Origin of the sequence: Mesorhizobium sp. M0587 (assembly GCF_040320945.1) — a bacterium.
Taxonomy (GTDB): Bacteria; Pseudomonadota; Alphaproteobacteria; order Rhizobiales; family Rhizobiaceae; genus Mesorhizobium.
The window spans coordinates 90,322-106,480 of the sequence record NZ_JAMYQP010000004.1 but is presented as its reverse complement, the minus strand read 5'-3'; the positions used below and the strand labels follow the sequence as shown (position 1 = coordinate 106,480).

13 protein-coding genes are annotated in these 16,159 nt (G+C 64.1%); 4 read left to right on the top strand and 9 right to left on the bottom strand.

What is annotated here, in order from left to right; all coding sequences use genetic code 11:
• The first annotated feature begins 103 nt into the window (after positions 1 to 103).
• Positions 104 to 1,015, top strand: a complete 912-nt coding sequence (locus tag NKI49_RS05180; RefSeq protein ID WP_352603241.1) for a LysR family transcriptional regulator — start codon at positions 104 to 106, stop codon at positions 1,013 to 1,015.
• Here the strand turns inward: NKI49_RS05180 and NKI49_RS05175 are convergent, their stop codons facing one another.
• The 8 genes from NKI49_RS05175 to NKI49_RS05140 form a co-directional block, all read right to left on the bottom strand.
• On the bottom strand, positions 1,016 to 3,340 hold the full coding sequence (locus NKI49_RS05175; RefSeq protein ID WP_352603239.1) for a Tex family protein: 2,325 nt from the start codon (positions 3,338 to 3,340) through the stop codon (positions 1,016 to 1,018).
• A gap of 121 nt (positions 3,341 to 3,461) precedes the next feature.
• Positions 3,462 to 4,643: a serine hydrolase domain-containing protein gene (locus NKI49_RS05170; RefSeq protein ID WP_352603237.1), complete on the bottom strand. Its 1,182-nt coding sequence runs from the start codon at positions 4,641 to 4,643 to the stop codon at positions 3,462 to 3,464.
• 41 nt (positions 4,644 to 4,684) lie between these two features.
• Positions 4,685 to 5,881 (bottom strand): serine hydrolase domain-containing protein, encoded by a 1,197-nt coding sequence (locus NKI49_RS05165; protein ID WP_352603235.1) that lies wholly within the window; start codon positions 5,879 to 5,881, stop codon positions 4,685 to 4,687.
• Between the two features lie 68 nt (positions 5,882 to 5,949).
• Positions 5,950 to 6,984 (bottom strand): extracellular solute-binding protein, encoded by a 1,035-nt coding sequence (locus tag NKI49_RS05160; protein ID WP_352603233.1) that lies wholly within the window; start codon positions 6,982 to 6,984, stop codon positions 5,950 to 5,952.
• Between the two features lie 22 nt (positions 6,985 to 7,006).
• Positions 7,007 to 7,807, bottom strand: coding sequence for an ABC transporter permease (locus tag NKI49_RS05155; protein ID WP_352603231.1), 801 nt, complete (start codon positions 7,805 to 7,807; stop codon positions 7,007 to 7,009).
• On the bottom strand, positions 7,800 to 8,720 hold the full coding sequence (locus NKI49_RS05150; RefSeq protein ID WP_027024253.1) for an ABC transporter permease: 921 nt from the start codon (positions 8,718 to 8,720) through the stop codon (positions 7,800 to 7,802). The genes NKI49_RS05155 and NKI49_RS05150 overlap by 8 nt, the downstream gene beginning before the upstream one ends.
• A gap of 2 nt (positions 8,721 to 8,722) precedes the next feature.
• Positions 8,723 to 9,817 carry an ABC transporter ATP-binding protein gene (locus NKI49_RS05145; protein WP_352603229.1) on the bottom strand — a complete coding sequence of 365 codons (1,095 nt, stop codon included), beginning with the start codon at positions 9,815 to 9,817 and terminating at the stop codon, positions 8,723 to 8,725.
• Between the two features lie 242 nt (positions 9,818 to 10,059).
• Positions 10,060 to 11,724, bottom strand: coding sequence for an amidohydrolase (locus NKI49_RS05140; RefSeq protein WP_352603227.1), 1,665 nt, complete (start codon positions 11,722 to 11,724; stop codon positions 10,060 to 10,062).
• 139 nt (positions 11,725 to 11,863) lie between these two features.
• Here NKI49_RS05140 and NKI49_RS05135 point away from each other — a divergent pair, with 139 nt between their 5' ends.
• A complete protein-coding gene (locus tag NKI49_RS05135; RefSeq protein ID WP_352603225.1) occupies positions 11,864 to 12,895 on the top strand; it encodes a histone deacetylase family protein in 1,032 nt (343 codons plus the stop codon).
• Between the two features lie 70 nt (positions 12,896 to 12,965).
• On the opposite strand, the gene NKI49_RS05130 is transcribed toward NKI49_RS05135, so the two are convergent.
• Entirely contained in the window at positions 12,966 to 14,159 is a 1,194-nt protein-coding gene (locus NKI49_RS05130) for a TMEM43 family protein (RefSeq protein ID WP_352603223.1), read from the bottom strand.
• A gap of 502 nt (positions 14,160 to 14,661) precedes the next feature.
• On the opposite strand from NKI49_RS05130, the gene NKI49_RS05125 reads away from it, so the two are divergent.
• Positions 14,662 to 15,372: a helix-turn-helix transcriptional regulator gene (locus NKI49_RS05125; RefSeq protein ID WP_352603221.1), complete on the top strand. Its 711-nt coding sequence runs from the start codon at positions 14,662 to 14,664 to the stop codon at positions 15,370 to 15,372.
• Entirely contained in the window at positions 15,369 to 16,139 is a 771-nt protein-coding gene (locus NKI49_RS05120) for a helix-turn-helix transcriptional regulator (RefSeq protein WP_352603219.1), read from the top strand. Before NKI49_RS05125 ends, NKI49_RS05120 begins: the two co-directional genes overlap by 4 nt.
• Positions 16,140 to 16,159 lie beyond the last annotated feature (20 nt).

The window sequence follows — 16,159 nt, the reverse complement described above, 5'->3', positions numbered from 1 at the left end:
GCGTTCTCGATCCTCAAACGGGTGGGAGCCCGGCTTATCGACCTGCGGCTCGAAAAAATCAAACGAAATTGCTTCACCGATCAATGAGCGCTAGTAATGGATCATGAACGTCCAACGCCGTCTTTTGCCTAGTATCAGCGCCCTTGCCGCGTTCGAGGCGGTGGCCCGCCTCGGCAGTTTCACCGCCGCCGCCCAGGAGCTCGACCTGACCCAGGGCGCCGTCAGCAGGCAGATAGGGCTGATCGAAGACCAGTTCGGCCGCAGGCTTTTCGAGCGCGACAGCCGCAATGTCAGGCTGTCGGCGGCGGGCGAGATGTATGCCGACGCGGTGCGCGCAGCGCTTGGCCAATTGCGTGATGCAGCTCTTGGATTGATGAGTAATCGGCATAGTGGCATCCTGAACCTCGCCATCCTGCCGACCTTTGGCACACGCTGGCTGATGCCGATGATCCCCGATTTCGTCCAAAACAATCCAGACATCACCATCAACTTCGTTACCCGCATCGGCCGCTTCGACTTCGCCCGCGAGCGGCTGGATGCCGCCATCCACTATGGCCTGCCGGACTGGCCGGAAGCCGATTCCACCCTGCTGGTGCGCGAAACGGTGGCGCCGGTGGTGTCGCCCGAATTCCTCGCCGGCCGCGCCATCGCCGCGCCGGCCGATATCGGCCGGCTGCCGCTGCTGCACATGGCTACCCGGCCCGGCGCCTGGACCGAATGGTTCGAGCATCAGGGCTTGAGCGCGCCGACCGGACCGGGCATGCAGTTCGAGCAGTTCGGCACCGCCGCCCAGGCCTGCATGGCGGGGCTCGGCGTGGCGCTGTTGCCGCTGATCCTCATATCAGGCGAATTGCAGCGCGGCCAGTTGGTGCCGGCGCCCGGCCAGCCGATGCAGAGCCGCAGCGCCTACTATCTCGTCGTCCCGCACGACAAGCGCGGTCATCCGCCGGTCGCGAGTTTTCGAGATTGGCTGATGGGCCAGGTTGAAAAGGACCCGGCTGTTCTGGCGTGGTAGCTACTTCCGCTTCAACGCATCCGCCAGCGCCGCGCCGAACGCCCCTTGCTGCGCCGGCCGTTCCGGCTGGCGCTGCGGTGCCGGCGAACGCGGCGCCGGCCTGCCGCCGCCATTGTCGCGCGGGCCGTTGCGTGGTGCCGCGCCCTCGCCGCCATCCCTGCGCATGGACAGCGCGATGCGCTTGCGCTTGATATCGACGTCGACGACGCGCACCTTGACCACATCGCCGGCCTTGACCACCTCATGCGCGTCCTTGATGAAGCGGTCAGCCAGTTGCGAGACATGCACCAGCCCGTCCTGATGGACGCCGATATCGATGAAGGCGCCAAAGGCGGCGACATTAGTCACCGTGCCTTCCAGCAGCATGCCGGGTTTCAGATCCTTGATGTCGTCGATGCCGTCGGCGAAGGTCGCCGTCTTGAAGCCGGGCCGCGGATCGCGGCCGGGCTTTTCCAGCTCGGCCAGGATGTCGCGCACCGTCGGCAGGCCGAAACGCTCGTCGACGAAGACGCGCGGGTCGAGCGCCTTCAGCGCCGCGCTGTCGCCCATCAGCGAACGCACGTCGCGTCCGCAGGCGGCAACGATCTTTTTCGCCACGCCATAGGCCTCCGGATGCACCGACGAGGCGTCGAGCGGCTCACTGCCATTGGCGATGCGCAGGAAGCCGGCGGATTGTTCGAACGCGCGCGGTCCAAGCCGCGCCACCTTGAGCAGGTCCTTCCGGCTGGCGAAGGGCCCGGTGGCATCGCGATGCGCGACGATGGCATCGGCCAGCGACGCGCCGAGGCCCGAGACACGTGCCAATAGCGGCGCCGAGGCGGTGTTGAGATCGACGCCGACGGCGTTCACCGCATCCTCGACCACAGCTTCCAGCGAGCGGCTGAGCCGGTACTGGTCGACATCGTGCTGGTACTGGCCGACGCCGATCGATTTCGGTTCGATCTTGACCAGCTCGGCCAGCGGATCCTGCAGCCGTCGCGCGATCGACACGGCACCGCGCAGCGACACGTCGAGGCCCGGGAATTCCGCCGCGGCCGTCGCCGATGCCGAATAGACCGAGGCCCCGGCCTCGCTGACGATCACCTTGAGCGGCTTCGGCCCGCCATCGGCAGGCATGTCGGACAGCATGTCCGCCACCAGCTTTTCCGTCTCGCGGCTGCCGGTGCCGTTGCCGATCGAGATCAGCTCGACCTTGTGCAGGCGAACGAGCCTGGCGAGTTCCGCCTGCGTGCCGCGCACATCGTTCCTGGGCGGGAACGGGTAGACCGTCGTCGTTGTCAGCACCTTGCCGGTGCCGTCGACCACCGCCACCTTGACGCCGGTGCGGATGCCGGGGTCGAGCCCCATCGTCGGCCGCGACCCGGCGGGCGCGGCGAGCAGCAGATCCTTCAAATTGCGGGCGAAGACATGGATCGCCTCCTCCTCCGCCCGCTCGCGCAAGTCGCGCATCAGATCGAGCGTCAGGTGCAGCGACAGCTTGATGCGCCAGGTCCAGCCCGACACCTCCATCAGCCAGCGGTCGCCCGGCAGGCTGCCGCCGATCGCATAGGCATTGGCGATCATCCGCTCGACCGGCTTCACCGCCGAGGTGTCGTCGGCATCGACCTCGATATCGAGTGAAAGCACTTCCTCGTTGCGGCCGCGAAGCATGGCCAGCGCGCGGTGGCTCGGCACGTTTGCCCAGCGCTCGACATGGTCGAAATAATCGGAAAATTTCGCTCCCGCCTCCTGCTTGCCGTCGACCACCCTGGCGCGCATGAAGGCGCGTTCCTTCATGTAGCTTCGCAACTTGCCGACCAGATCGGCATTCTCGGCGAACTGTTCCGACAAGATGTCGCGCGCGCCTTCCAGCGCCGCCTTGGCGTCGGCCACCTCTTCGGTCACATAGGCCAGGGCCAGCTCGGCCGGCACCAGCGAACGGTCGGCCAGAATGGCTTCCGCCAGCGGTCCCAGCCCGCGCTCCCTGGCGATCTCGGCCTTGGTACGGCGCTTGGGCTTGTAGGGCAGGTAGATGTCTTCCAGTTCCGCCTTGGTGGTGGCGGCGGTGATCTTGCCTTCAAGCTCCTCGGTCAGCTTGCCCTGCTCGCGGATCGAACCAAGGATGGTGTCGCGGCGCGCATCGAGCTCGCGCAGATAGACCAGCCGCTCCGAAAGCAGCCGCAACTGCGTGTCGTCGAGCCCGCCGGTCACCTCCTTGCGGTAGCGCGCCACGAACGGCACCGTAGCGCCCTCGTCGAGCAGTCCGATCGCCGCGGCCGCCTGTTCGGGCCGCGCCGTGATCTCCGCCGCGATGATGGCCGCGATGCGCTTGATGTCGGATGCCATGTCGTTCCTGCTCTTCCCGAAAAGAGCGGCGACCATAGGCGCAGATATCAGGTCCGCCAACCGTGACGTTTTCGCCGGCGACAGAGGTCCACAGGAAAGCGCGCACCAATGTTGCGGCCGCTTAGACCATCCGGCTCAGCGCTTCGAAAAACGCGACGATCTCGATATCGAGCGGATCGTCCACCGGCTCCGGCTGCGACGACATCTTGGCGATCACCACTTCGCTCCCGGGATCGACATAGAGCCACTGGCCGTGGATGCCGATGCCGCAATAGGCACCACCGGCCGCTCCGGTCTGGTACCATTTGTTGCGATAGCGGCCGTTCGGGAACAGCGGCAGCATCGTGCCGCGCTGCCAGGCTTGCCAACTGCCGCCCGTGCTGGTCGTGTCGCGCACCCAGGCCTCGGGCACGATGCGCCGGCCATTGGCTATGCCGCCTTGCCGCATCATCTCGCCGACGCGCGTCAGGTCGCGCGGCGTCACCGAAATGCCGCCGGCGGTGCGGGCCGTGCCTTCCATGTCGACCGACACCGAGGCTTCGCTGACGGCGCCGAGCGGCAGCCACAGTTTCTCGCGCATCAGATCGGTGAAGCGATGGCCCGACGCGCGCTCCAGCAGCAGGCCGAGCAGGTCGGAATTGGGCGAGCGGTAGCGGAATGTCTGGCCGTGCGGCTCGGCGAGGCGCTGCAAGCTCAGGATGAATTCGCGCAGGCTTTCCGTGCCGCCGCCCGGATTCCACAGCGTGGCGCGGCGGTAACGCGCAAAGGCGCTTTCCGGATCGAGATAGGCCTCCTCGAAATCGAGGCTGACGCTCATGTCGAGCACATGCCGCGCGCTGGCATCGCCATAGGCCGAGCCGGCGGCTTCAGGGATATAGGTCGTCACCGGCGCCTCCGGATCGAACACCCCCTCGCCTTCCAGTATGCCGGCGATGATGGCTGTCAGCGATTTGCTGATCGAAAAGATGACGTGGCGGGCGCCGAGATCCATATGCGGCGCGAACCAGTCGCCGACGATCTTGCCACCTTTCATCACCGTCAGCGCGTCGGTGCTCGAGCGGGCGAGGAATTCCGCCACCGTCTCCGGCGCGTCGGCGACCGTGACCCTTTCGCCGAGCAGGCCGCTGATATCCCGGACGGCCGGTTCGCCGCTGCCCGATCCAGCCGCCACGCATGCGCTCGGCACCAGTTCGCCGAGATTCTGGAACGACCATCGATTGAACGGGTTCTCGCGCCAATTGGCGAGCAGCACCTGGTTGCGGCGGAAACCGTATCGGGCCTCGAACGCGGTCTTGCCGGTCATGGCATGTCCTTCCAGGTCTTCTTTGGGTTTTAGAGGCTGCCTCAGGCGAGTGCGGCTGCGATGGCGTGCACGGCTTTCAGCGTCGCCACCGAGTGGGCAACGTTGCTGAAGTCCGGCCAGGTCGAAAGCTTCACCACGACCATTCCGGTGTCCCAGTCGATATGGATCATCTGCCCGAACACGCCCCGGCACATCAGCGCCCGCGAACGCGGATTCTCGATCCAGAACTGGTTGCGGTAGCTGCCCTCCGGCAGGCTCGGACTGAAGCTTGGTCCATGCCTGCCGTTGCGCGTCGCCTCGATCCAGTCGGCCGGCACGATGCCGCCGCCATTGTCGAGGATCAGCTGGCCGAAACGGCCATAATCGCGCAGCGTCGCGTTGAAGCCGCCATCGGCCACCGCATAGCCGGCGCTGTCGACGGTGAAGCAGGCGCTTTCATCGGCGCCGAGCTTCTGCCAGAGTTCTTCCGAAACCAGTTGCGGCAGGCGCTTGCCGGTGACCCGCTCCATGATGAAGGCGAGCACGTCGGTCTCGATCGAGCGGTATTCGAACACTGCGCCATGCGGGCGCACCATTTCCTTCAAGCCGAGGATCAGCTCGAACATATGCGACGGCCAGCGGAAATCCGGATCGCTGCCCGGCGGGACCGGCTTCCAGCCGGTGGCAACATCGACCTGGCCGATGTCGGAATAGGGATCGGTATATTCCTCGGAGAAACGCACCCCGCTGGTCATGTCGAGCACATGCTGGACGCTGGCGCCTGCCCAGCCGGTCTCGGCCAGCTCCGGCAGGTATTCGGTCACCGGCCTAGCCGGATCGATCACGCCGCGCCCGGCCAGTATGCCAAACACCGAGCCGGTCACCGACTTCGCCATCGATTGCGATAGATGCAGCGTGCGCTCGCCCATGCCGTTGAAATAACGCTCATAGGCAACCTTGCCGTCCTTGAGCACCAGGAAGCCGTCCGTGTAGGTCTCGTCGAGCAGGCCGGCGAGCGTCGTCGGCGCTCCCGTGCTGTCCTCGACCGCCAGCCCGTCGAGATCGATCTCGGCGCGCTCGAAACGGTGGCGATGGCCATTGCCGCGCCAGACCTCGGCGGTCGGCAGAATTTCGCGGATGTGCTGGAATGCCCAGCGGTTCCAGGGTGGCCGGTCCCAGTCGAGCTTCGGCGGCACCATGGCGGGCGGCGAGCCCTGCATGATCGGCGGCCGTGGATCGGAGTTGCGGTAGGAGTCCATGAAAGCCGTGCCCTGTGAACAGGAAAACGGGCCCGGCGGCGCATGCCGCCGGGCCCGTCGGTCTGCGGTTACTTCTGCAGCTCGGTCCAGATCTTGGTGTAGATTTCCTGGATTTCCGGGGCGCACATCTGCTGCAACTCGGCATGCGGCTTGTCAGCCGCCGGAATGACGACTTCCGGCGCGTCCTTCATGTCGGCTGGCATATATTTATCCGAGCCGGTGATGGCGTTGGCGTAGCGGTGGAAGGCCGAGAGGCCCGCCGCGTTTTCCGGATCCATGATGAAGTTCTGGAACAGCTTGGCGTTCTCGACATTCTTGGCTTCCTTGAGAACGACCACATTGTCGCTCCAAAGGCCAAAACCTTCCTTCGGATAGTTGTAGTGGATGGCCGGGTTGGCCAGCCGCTGGCGCAGCGCCGAGCCGTTCCAGTCGCTGGTCGCCTTGAAATCGCCGGCGCCCATCTTTTCGATGGTGTTGTATTCCATCGCGATCCAGTTCGGCTTGGCGGCGACGAGCGTGTCGCGCACCTTCTTCAGCACCGTTTTGTCGGTGGTGCATTGCTGGCCGCCGACATACTTGATCGCGGCGAAGATGACGTCGTTCATTTCGGGAACGACATTGACCTTGCCCTTGAGCTCGTCGGGCGTGTTGAAGATGATGCCCCAGCTGTCGGCAGGCCCCTTGTAGGCGTCGGTGTTGACGACCACGCCGACAGTGCCCAGGGCCCACGGCACCGAATATTTGCGGCCCGGGTCGAAATCGGGATTGGCCCATTCCGGCGCCACGTTCTTGAAGTTTTCCATCTTGCCCGGATCGGTCTCCTGCACCAGGCCTTCCTTGATCCAGATCGGCACGTAGGTCTGCGAAGGCACGGCGATGTCGAAACCAGTGCCGCCCTGGCGAACCTTGGCCAACGCGGTATCGTTTGAATCGTAGTCGGTGATGGTCACCTTGACGTTGTACTTGGCTTCGAACTTCTTGATCACGTCGGGGCTGGTGTAATTGCCCCAATTGTAGATGTTCAGCACGCCGTCGGCGCGGGCAAGGCCCGTCGAAGCGAGCAGCGCCAACCCCATGGCGGTCGCGGTTGTCTTCCAGTTCATGGTCTTAACTCCCATTTCAGGTTCAGTCCTGTTTCCTGCTGACGAAGAAAAACAACGTGACGATCGCGACCGAAAGCAGCAGGAAGGCGGTCGATATCGCGTTGATCTCGGGTGTGATGCCGCGGCGGATCTGGCCGAGCATGTAGGTGGGCAGCGTATCCTGACCGCCGGATTTGACGAACTCGGTGATGACCACGTCATCGAGCGAGATGACGAACGCCAGCATCAGTCCGGCCAGGACGCCGGGCCACAGAAGCGGCAGCGTGATGCGGCGGAAGGTCTTCCACGGCGTTGCGTAAAGATCGGCGGCGGCGCGTTCCAGCGTCAGGTCCATGTTCTCCAGCCGCGCCCGGATCGGCAGGTAGGCGAAGGGAATGCAGAACGCCGTGTGCGCGGCGACCAGGTAGCCGATGCCGGAGTAGCCGGTGAATATCTTGATGCGCGAGAAGAAGATCAGCAGCGCGACGCCGGTGACGATCTCGGGCACCATCAGCGGCTGGTTGATCGCCGCGTATTTGAAGGTAAGGCCGGGATAGGGCGCCGTTCGCGTGGTGGCGAGCGCGGCCATGGTGGCGAAGATGGTGGCCAGCACCGCCGCGATGGAGCCGATCTGGAACGAGCGCAGCGTCGCGTCGATAACTTGCGTGTTCTGCCATGCCGACTGGAACCATTTGAGCGAAAACCCGCCCCATTCGGATGTCGAACTCGCCGCGTTGAAGGCATAGACGACCAGCACGATGATGGGCAGATAGAGCACGACGAAGCAGGTCGCCGCGATCGCGGTGAATCCCGGCTGGTGCTTGATGGAGAAATTGTCAGCCATGCCGCACCCCCGATTTTCCGGCATTGCGCACATAGGCAAGCAGCGCCACCATGACGATGATCATCACCGCGATCGACAGCGCCGAGCCTAGCGGCCAGTTGCGGCCCTGCCCGAACTGCAATTCGATCAGGTTGGACAGCATCATGTTCTTGCCGCCGCCAAGCACGCTGGGCGTCACATAGGCACCGAGGGCTGGAATGAAGACCAGGATCGAGCCGGCGATGACCCCCGGCTTGACCAGCGGAAAGATGATCTTCCGCAGCACCTTGAAGCGTGTCGCGTAGAGATCGTACCCGGCCTCGACCAGACGGAAATCGAGCTTCTCCATGCTGGCATAGATCGGCAGCACCATCAGCGGCAGGTAGACATAGGCCATGCCGATCAGGATGGCCGTGTCGGTGTAGAGGATCTGGACCGGCGCCGAGACGATGCCGAGCTTCAAGAGGATCGCGTTGATGATGCCTTCGTTGCGGATGATCTGCAAAACGGCGAAGGTGCGGATCAGGAGGTTGGTCCAGAACGGGATGGTGATCAGGAACAGCCAGAGATCGCGCGTCTTTTCACTGCGCGTCGCCATGAAATAGGCGGTCGGAAATCCGAGTGCCAAGGTCGCCAGCGTCGTCACTACCGCAAGCTTGATCGAGCGCAGGAAGATCGTGACATGCGCTGCCGCGACCGACAGCGTATCGTCGAAAATGTCGCGTTCCATGAACACCGACAGCCAGGCTTCCGGCGAGAATTGCCATTTCACGTCCCCATAAGGGCCGGGCGTCAGGAACGAATAGACGAGCACGATCAGCAACGGGCCGGTCGCCGCCAGGAAAATGACCAGCAGCGCCGGCGCTGACAAAAGCCAGCGGTCGCGGACATCGCGCCGCTCCGCTGCCTTGGCGACTTCTTCCGCGGTCGCCATGATCAGTCCTTCAACACCTGGGCGGCATCGTTGCCGATGGAAATACCGACCTTGTCGCCCTGTTCGAACCCGCAACCGGCGCTGCGGCTGTTCTGCTGGCGAACCGTGAAGGCCTCGCCGCTGTCCAGGCGAACATGAATGTGCGTGTCGGTGCCGAAGTAAACGATGTTTTCCACTAGCCCGGCCAGGTCGCCCTTGGCCTTGGTCAGCTTGGCGTGCTCTGGCCGCACCACCACAGTGGCGTTGTCCTTGGGCTGGAACCCCTCGGCCACCGTGGCGTCGATCGTCGTCCCGGATTTGAGCGTCGCGCGCGCCTTGCCGTTGCCGACGCCGGAAATGGCCGCTGTCAGGAAATTGGTCTCGCCGATGAAGTCGGCGACGAAACGTTCCGCCGGCTTGTCGTAGATATCCCAGGGCGAGCCGACCTGCAGGATCTTGCCCGACGACATGACCGCGATGCGGTCCGACATCGTCAGCGCCTCTTCCTGGTCGTGGGTGACGAAGATGAAGGTGATGCCGGTCTCATGCTGGAGCCGTTTCAGCTCTATCTGCATCTCCTTGCGCAGCTTGTAGTCCAGCGCGGAGAGCGGTTCGTCGAGCAACAGCACTTTCGGCTGCGGCGCCAGCGCCCTTGCCAGCGCGACGCGCTGCTGCTGGCCGCCGGAAATCTGGCTGGTGCGGCGACCCGCCAGCGCCTCCATCTTGACCAGCTTCAGCATCTCGGCGACGCGCGCCTTGATCTGGGCCTTTGGCTTGCCCAGCATCTCCAGGCCAAAGCCGATATTGTCGGCGACCGTCATGTGCGGGAACAATGCGTAGGACTGGAAGACGGTGTTGACCGGCCGCTTGAACGGCGGCAGTGGCGCGATGTCCTGGCCGTAGAGCAGGATTTCGCCGGCGGTTGGAAAGTCGAAGCCGGCAATCAGCCGCAACAACGTCGTCTTTCCGCAGCCGGATGGTCCCAGCAGCGTGAAGAACTCGTTCTCGCGGATGGATACCGAGACGGTGTCGAGGGCGGCGACCTGCCCCTCACCTGATCCAAAAATTTTGCTTACTTTTACTACTTCAATCGCATTCCGATCCGGTTTGTCCGGCACGATTACGCCTCATTGTTGACCCCGCTCTTGCTGGCGGAGCTCTTCCCCTGTTGGATGTGACCACACGGCCGGTAGGTTGGCAAGCCCGGCATTGAATCACAGTTCAGTCAGTCATTTCGCCTCGAGCGGTCCGTCGTTTTACTGAAACGCCGAACCGCTTCATCTCTTTGTTTTTACGCAATTCCAGGCGGAAAACCGTTTCACGCTTTCCTGGAATTGCCCTAGCAAGCCTCATGCCATTGTCAGGCCTGATAGGTGATCTTGCCGCCGCAGATCGTCGTCGCCGGCCGCACCTTGTGCAGATCGGCAGGCGCCGTTTTCTCGATATCGGCCGACAGAACGACCAGATCGGCCATGTAGCCGGGTTTCAGCATGCCTTTGCGGTGCTCGGCGAACTCGGCATAGGCGCCCTCGACCGTGTATGCGGCGAGCGATTCCCGTAGCGAAAAGCTCTGGTCCGGGTCGCTTTCTGCCCATGGTTTGCGCAGCACTGCCGCCTGAATGCCCAGGATCGGGTCGATCGGCGACACCGGCCAGTCCGACGCGAAGACGACATGCGCGCCGGCATCCTTCAAGGTCCGCCAGGCGTAGCTCAGCGGCCAACGGGCCCGCCCGATGCGCGACACGGTCGGCTCCAGCGGAAAATCCATGGCGCCGGGCGGGTGCGGCGGCTGCATTGAAGCGATGGCGCCGAGTTCGGCGAAACGCGGCACGTCGGCGGCGGTAATGACCTCGATATGCTCGACCCGGTGGCGGCTGTCGCGCTTGCCGTTTGCCTTCCGTGCCGCCTCGTAGCCGTCGAGAACCGCGCGCACCGCGCCGTCGCCGATCGAATGCACGGCGATCTGCAGGCCACGCCTGTCGACGGCGACGGCCAGATCGATGAACTGTCGCGGCGTGAACAGCGGCTCGCCGACCCAGTCCGGGCGGTCGGCATAGGGTTCGACCATGACCGCCGTCCAGGAATCGAGCACGCCGTCGTAGAACACCTTGACCATGCCCGATGACAGCCAGTCGCCATTGTAGCGCTCGGCCATGACGGACGCCTTGTCGAGCATGTCGAGCGTCATGAAATTCTTGTAGTGGAAGGGAATTTTTACGCGGCAGGGCAGCCCTTCCTCGGCCTCGATCTCGGCCAGCAGCTCGAGCTGGTAGAGATTGCCGTCCATGTTCTGGATCGAGGTGATGCCGTGGCGCGCGCACCAGGCGAGCCCGCGCTTCATGATGTCGCGGTCGGCGGCCCGCTCGGCGGCGGACGGCATCGGGTCCGGCTCGCCGCCGGTCGCCAGCCCCAGCCGCACCCGGCCTTCGCCGGCAAGATCGAGCACCGGACCGAAGGCTTCGCCCTCGCGCAGCTCGCCGGCGGCGAGGCCATCATTGCCCATGACGATCTCGTTGCCCGGACCAAGCGTGCGCCCATGCAGGATGCCGGCCATTTCCAGCGCCCTGGTGTTGGCCCACATCGTATGGTGGTCGGGCGCGGCCATGCAGAACGCGCGATCGGGCAAAATGGCATCGAGATGGTGGCGCGTCACCCGCTCGCTGCCGAGCACGGTGTAGTCGACGCCTTGCCCGACCAGCATCTTCGCATCGGGCCGCGTCGGCGCATAATCGCGGATCGCCTTTTGCAGCGCCTCGAACCCGTGGATGCCGGTTAGCTGAAGATGGGCAAGTTCGGCGGCACCCGAGAACAGATGCATATGGGCTTCGATGAAACCCGGCACGACCGAGCCGCCATGCGCATCGACGACCTTTGTACCAGGCCCCTTCAGAGCTTCGACAGATTTGCGATCGCCGATCGCCAGAATGGCGCCGTCCGCGATCGCCACCGCTTCAGCCTCCGGATTGCCGTTATCCATGGTCAGCACGCGGCCATTGATCACGATCAGGTCGGCTGTAGAACTCATGATTACCTGCGAGTTTTTTGCGATCTGGACAAGCTAGACGAGGAGTTGCCATGCCAGCAAGCCATGGCTGGTTGGTCCAGCACTTGTGGAAGATGGTGCCACATGATTACGGTCGCTCCCATCGTCACGGAAGGTTTTCATGAAGACTGTTTTTTCACCTCTCCACGCCGGCCATGCCGGCCAAATGGAACTCGTCACCGCGGCGATAGTGCCGGGTTTCGAGAAGCCCTCGCGAGCCGAGTTCATCAAGGCTCGGGTCGAAAGCGAGAAGCTCGGTCCGATCATCGCGCCGACCGAGCACGATCTTGCCGCCGCCAGGCGCGTCCACAAGGCCGACTACATCGACTTCCTGCCGACCGTCTGGCCGCAATGGACGCAAGCCGGCTTCAAGGGCTCGGCGATGCCCTTCACCTGGCCGACGCGCGGCCTGCGCGGCGACGTGCCGCCGAAGCGCATCGATGCGCTGCTCGGTTACTATTCCTTCGATGGCGGCGCCACCTTCGTCGAAGGCACATGGGCCGCGATCAAATCGTCCTATGACGTGGCGCTGACCGCCGCCGGCCTGGTCAAGGACGGCGAGGCATCGGCCTTCGCGCTCTGCCGCCCACCCGGCCACCATGCCGGAGCCGGCTTCATGGGCGGCTATTGTTACATCAACAACGCCGCCGTCGCGGCGCAATGGTTTCGCGACCAGGGCGCCGGCCGGGTTTCCATTCTCGATGTCGACTATCACCACGGCAATGGCACGCAGGAGATCTTCTACGACCGTGCCGACGTGCAGGTCCTCAACCTGCATGGCGATCCGATGGTCGAATATCCGTTCTTCCTCGGCCATGCCGACGAGCGCGGCGCGGGCGCGGGCGAAGGTTTCAACATCAACTATCCGATGCCGTTCGGCACCGGTTGGGACGCATGGAACGCGTCCCTGGAAGATGCCTGCGCCACGCTCGCCGCCTACGCGCCCGACATCGTCATAGTCTCGCTCGGCGTCGACACCTTCGAGAAGGACCCTATCAGCCAGTTCAAGCTCCGCAGCCCCGACTATCCCAAGATCGGCCGCCGCATCGCCAAGCTCGGCCTGCCGACGCTGTTCGTCATGGAAGGCGGCTATGCCGTCGAGGAGATCGGCATCAACGCCGTCGGCGTGCTGACTGGCTTCGAGGATCGGTAGGCTTTCGCCCCGCACATGGCGGGCATCAACGGGCATGAAGGAAAGGGCGACATGGCCGCCCTTTTTCAAGCTACCTAGCGGCGCCGGCGCTCGGCGCGGCAATCGGCACTGCCGCCTTGCGTGAACGGCCGAGGTAATAGACGGCCGCCGCCGCGATCACGCCGGCTGCCAGGATGGCGATCGCCAGGACCGGCCGGTACCAGAACCAGGCGATCGCAATCGTCGTCGTGCCGACCAGGATCGACAGGAAGAAGGCGATGATGCCGGTGCCCATCCGCGCCATGCTGCCGAGGAACGGAATGATGTCGAGGATCACGCCGATCGGGCTCAGGAATAGGGCAAAGCCGATCGTCAGCAACAAAAGACCGGCAGCGCGCAGAAGCCAGGTGATGAGCGTGTTGGCGCTGACCGCCTCGGCGAACATCTTGTCGGCCGGCACCGAGCCGGTATCGACCATCAGCAAAGCATCACCCGCTTCCGTCTGGTAGGGCTCGAACCGGCTGCCGGCCTGGCGAGCCACGATGCTGATCACGCCAAGCGGCGCCAATTCATAACCGATGCGGTAATCGCCCAGCGCCGGCGTCGTGGTGTCGGCGCCCAGATAGATCTTGCCGTCGACGATGCTGAGCGGTTTGGTCCCGGTATAGCCGGCCTTAATCGTCGCCGATTTGTCGGACGAAATGGAATAGTCCTTGTCGCCCTCGATGCGGTCGAGCATCGGTGTGTCGAGGTCGAAGGCGACGAGTTTGCCCTCGGGGACCTGGAAGGTCCGGCTGTGGATCGCCATCGGCGGATTCTGGTGACCGTCAGGCTTCTTGAACTCCGACGAGTCGATCGCGCTGTCGTCCCACACTTTCGAATAGCTGTAGGTGGTCACCGTCTCCTCGCCGCCGCCAAGCTTCTTGGTGGTTTCGGATTTGGACTCTTCCTTCCACTGGTACATTTCCGCCGTCCGCGACAGGCGCAGCCCTTGTGCCGCGATGCCGAAATCCGGGTCCGTCAGGCCGCTGTCGGCCGTCACCGGGCCGCTGACATGCACCAGCCTGCCGTCGTTGGCGGTATCGACGCTGTCGGCGCCGACCGAGACTACCGCGCCGGCGCCTTCGGCCAGCGAGCGCGCCGTCTGCACCGCGCGGCCCTCGTTCCAGAACAACCCGATCACCATCAGCACGATCAGAAGCAGCCCGAAGATGACGCCGCCAACCGCACGCTTGATCCGTCCGAACCACGAGACGGATGTAGTTTCCCGAAATGAATCGCTCATCGTTTCCCCCGAAACCAACCTTGCCATGAGCCCACGAACTGCGGGCAACCAGATCGGTCCTGCCGCTCACGCGCTCGATTGCCAGAGGTGCCCACCCCATCAGCCGCTCGCGAATCTATCGCAACAACCGGCCCGCCGATATGGCCGGCTTGCGCAATCCCGGCATTTTCATGCCTCGAAGGTCGGAAAATCGGCCTCTGAGTCGCAGCCGGAGTCCACAGGATTCGATTTTGTCAAATCGCGTTTGATGTCAGATTCAACTGCGGCTAGATTAGACCCGAATCAGCCGGTCCTCGGGGGGCGCGGCGACCACCAAAGTCTCACGTTCCGGAATTTTCCGGCGCCAGACGCGGACGGCTTCGCGTTCCCTGAATGGATTCCGTCTGGTCGGGCGCGGCCCCGCGCCGCGTGTGTGTCTTCGTCAAAGTAACGCGTTTTCGAGTTCGGCGGCTGGCGTCTCCAGCATCCGGACAGCAGAAACGATTCCGGCCAAAAGCAGCAGATGAGCAGTCCCGCCGCGCCTCTTCAATTCGACACTTTGAGCTCGCGCCTGACGTCGCGCGGCGACCTCACCAGCTTCTTCATGGAGCTGGCGGCCGAGATCGGCGCCGACAGCTACATGCTGGTCGCCATCGTCCACGACCAGGACCGCAACGATGCGCGCATCGTCTCGTCGAACTGGATCTTCGATGCCATCGAGCTGATCGGCAAGCGGCTGATCGCCGGGCTTGCGCAAGGCGCGCTCACTGTCGCGCCCGGTATCCGCCCAAGGCCGCTGGTGGCATCCCAGGCGCCCGAGGCGGGCGGACTGGTCTCCGGCGAAGAGGCGCGCCTTCTCGACGTGCTCGGCCATGCCGAGATCTATTCGCTGAGGCTGAATGTCGGCCGCCAGCGCCTGTTCGCCTTGTTCTCGGCCGCAACGGCCGGCCAGATCGACCAGCCGGCGCTGATGAAGGCGCAGTTGAAGTGCTGCTATGCGCTGTCGCCCATCCCGCAACTGATCGCCGCCGCCGCCATGCAGGACCCGCTGTCGGATCGCGAGCGCGAATGCCTGTTCTGGGTTTCCGAAGGCAAGACCACCGACGAGGTCGCCGTCATCCTTGGCGTGTCCTCCAACACGGTCAACAGCTACATCACCCACGCCATCCAGAAATTCGCGGCCAGCAACCGTGCGATGGCCATCGCCACGGCGATCAGGAGTGGCATCATTTGAGACACGCCGACATCAAGGACGCCGCCGAGGCCCTTTTCGACGACCAGCGCAGCCCGTTCGGCGCCTTCTCGCTCGGGTCCGAAACGCATCACGCCGTCACCATTCCCGATGCCGTGCGCCGCTGCCGCTGGATCGCCATCGACATCAATGCCTCGGCCTTCGGCATGTTCTTCGTCAGCCCGTCGCCGGAGCGGGCGCGGCTGGTCCCGTGCTTCGATTCCGACTATCCGAGCAACGCGGTGGCGACCAAGTTCATCGCCGGCGCCAATGGTGAAGAGATCGTGCGCCATACACGCATCTCGACCGGACCGCGCTGGTGGACGGATGATGGTGTCGCCGCCATGGCGCAGATGTTCGGCAATCTCGCCTGGAGCGAAGAGATGGCGCCGCTGGTGCCCGGCACCAGCGGCATCGCCTTTCCCGTCCATGCCGACCGAGGCCAGTGCGGCCTCGTGGTATTCCTTGGATCGGAGATCGCGTTGCCCCAGGATGCGCTCTACGAAATCCACGCGCGCTGCTTTTCGCTCTTCGCCGCCGTCGCGCGCATGCGCCAGAGCGACGCCGGCAAGATGCGCGCGATCTCCAAGCGCGAACTCGAATGCCTGAAGCTGACCGCCAACGGCAACACCAGCGAGGAGATCGCGCGGCTGCTGAAGCTGTCGGTGCACACCGCCAACCAGTACCTCACCCAGTCGACCCAGAAGCTCAACGCCGTCAACCGCAACCAGGCGGTTGCCAAGGCGCTAAGGCTTGGATTGATCGAATGATGCTTGTCGCCGCAACGGCG

Excerpts from the sequence above, each read along its gene's own strand:
- NKI49_RS05170 (WP_352603237.1), bottom strand. The coding sequence starts at position 4,643 with ATGACCGGCAAGACCGCGTTCGAGGCCCGATACGGTTTCCGCCGCAAC.
- NKI49_RS05175 (WP_352603239.1), bottom strand. The coding sequence starts at position 3,340 with ATGGCATCCGACATCAAGCGCATCGCGGCCATCATCGCGGCGGAGATC.
- NKI49_RS05135 (WP_352603225.1), top strand. The coding sequence starts at position 11,864 with ATGAAGACTGTTTTTTCACCTCTCCACGCCGGCCATGCCGGCCAAATG.
- NKI49_RS05160 (WP_352603233.1), bottom strand. The coding sequence starts at position 6,984 with ATGAACTGGAAGACAACCGCGACCGCCATGGGGTTGGCGCTGCTCGCT.
- NKI49_RS05150 (WP_027024253.1), bottom strand. The coding sequence starts at position 8,720 with ATGGCGACCGCGGAAGAAGTCGCCAAGGCAGCGGAGCGGCGCGATGTC.
- NKI49_RS05140 (WP_352603227.1), bottom strand. The coding sequence starts at position 11,724 with ATGAGTTCTACAGCCGACCTGATCGTGATCAATGGCCGCGTGCTGACC.
- NKI49_RS05165 (WP_352603235.1), bottom strand. The coding sequence starts at position 5,881 with ATGGACTCCTACCGCAACTCCGATCCACGGCCGCCGATCATGCAGGGC.
- NKI49_RS05155 (WP_352603231.1), bottom strand. The coding sequence starts at position 7,807 with ATGGCTGACAATTTCTCCATCAAGCACCAGCCGGGATTCACCGCGATC.
- NKI49_RS05130 (WP_352603223.1), bottom strand. The coding sequence starts at position 14,159 with ATGAGCGATTCATTTCGGGAAACTACATCCGTCTCGTGGTTCGGACGG.
- NKI49_RS05180 (WP_352603241.1), top strand. The coding sequence starts at position 104 with ATGAACGTCCAACGCCGTCTTTTGCCTAGTATCAGCGCCCTTGCCGCG.
- NKI49_RS05125 (WP_352603221.1), top strand. The coding sequence starts at position 14,662 with ATGAGCAGTCCCGCCGCGCCTCTTCAATTCGACACTTTGAGCTCGCGC.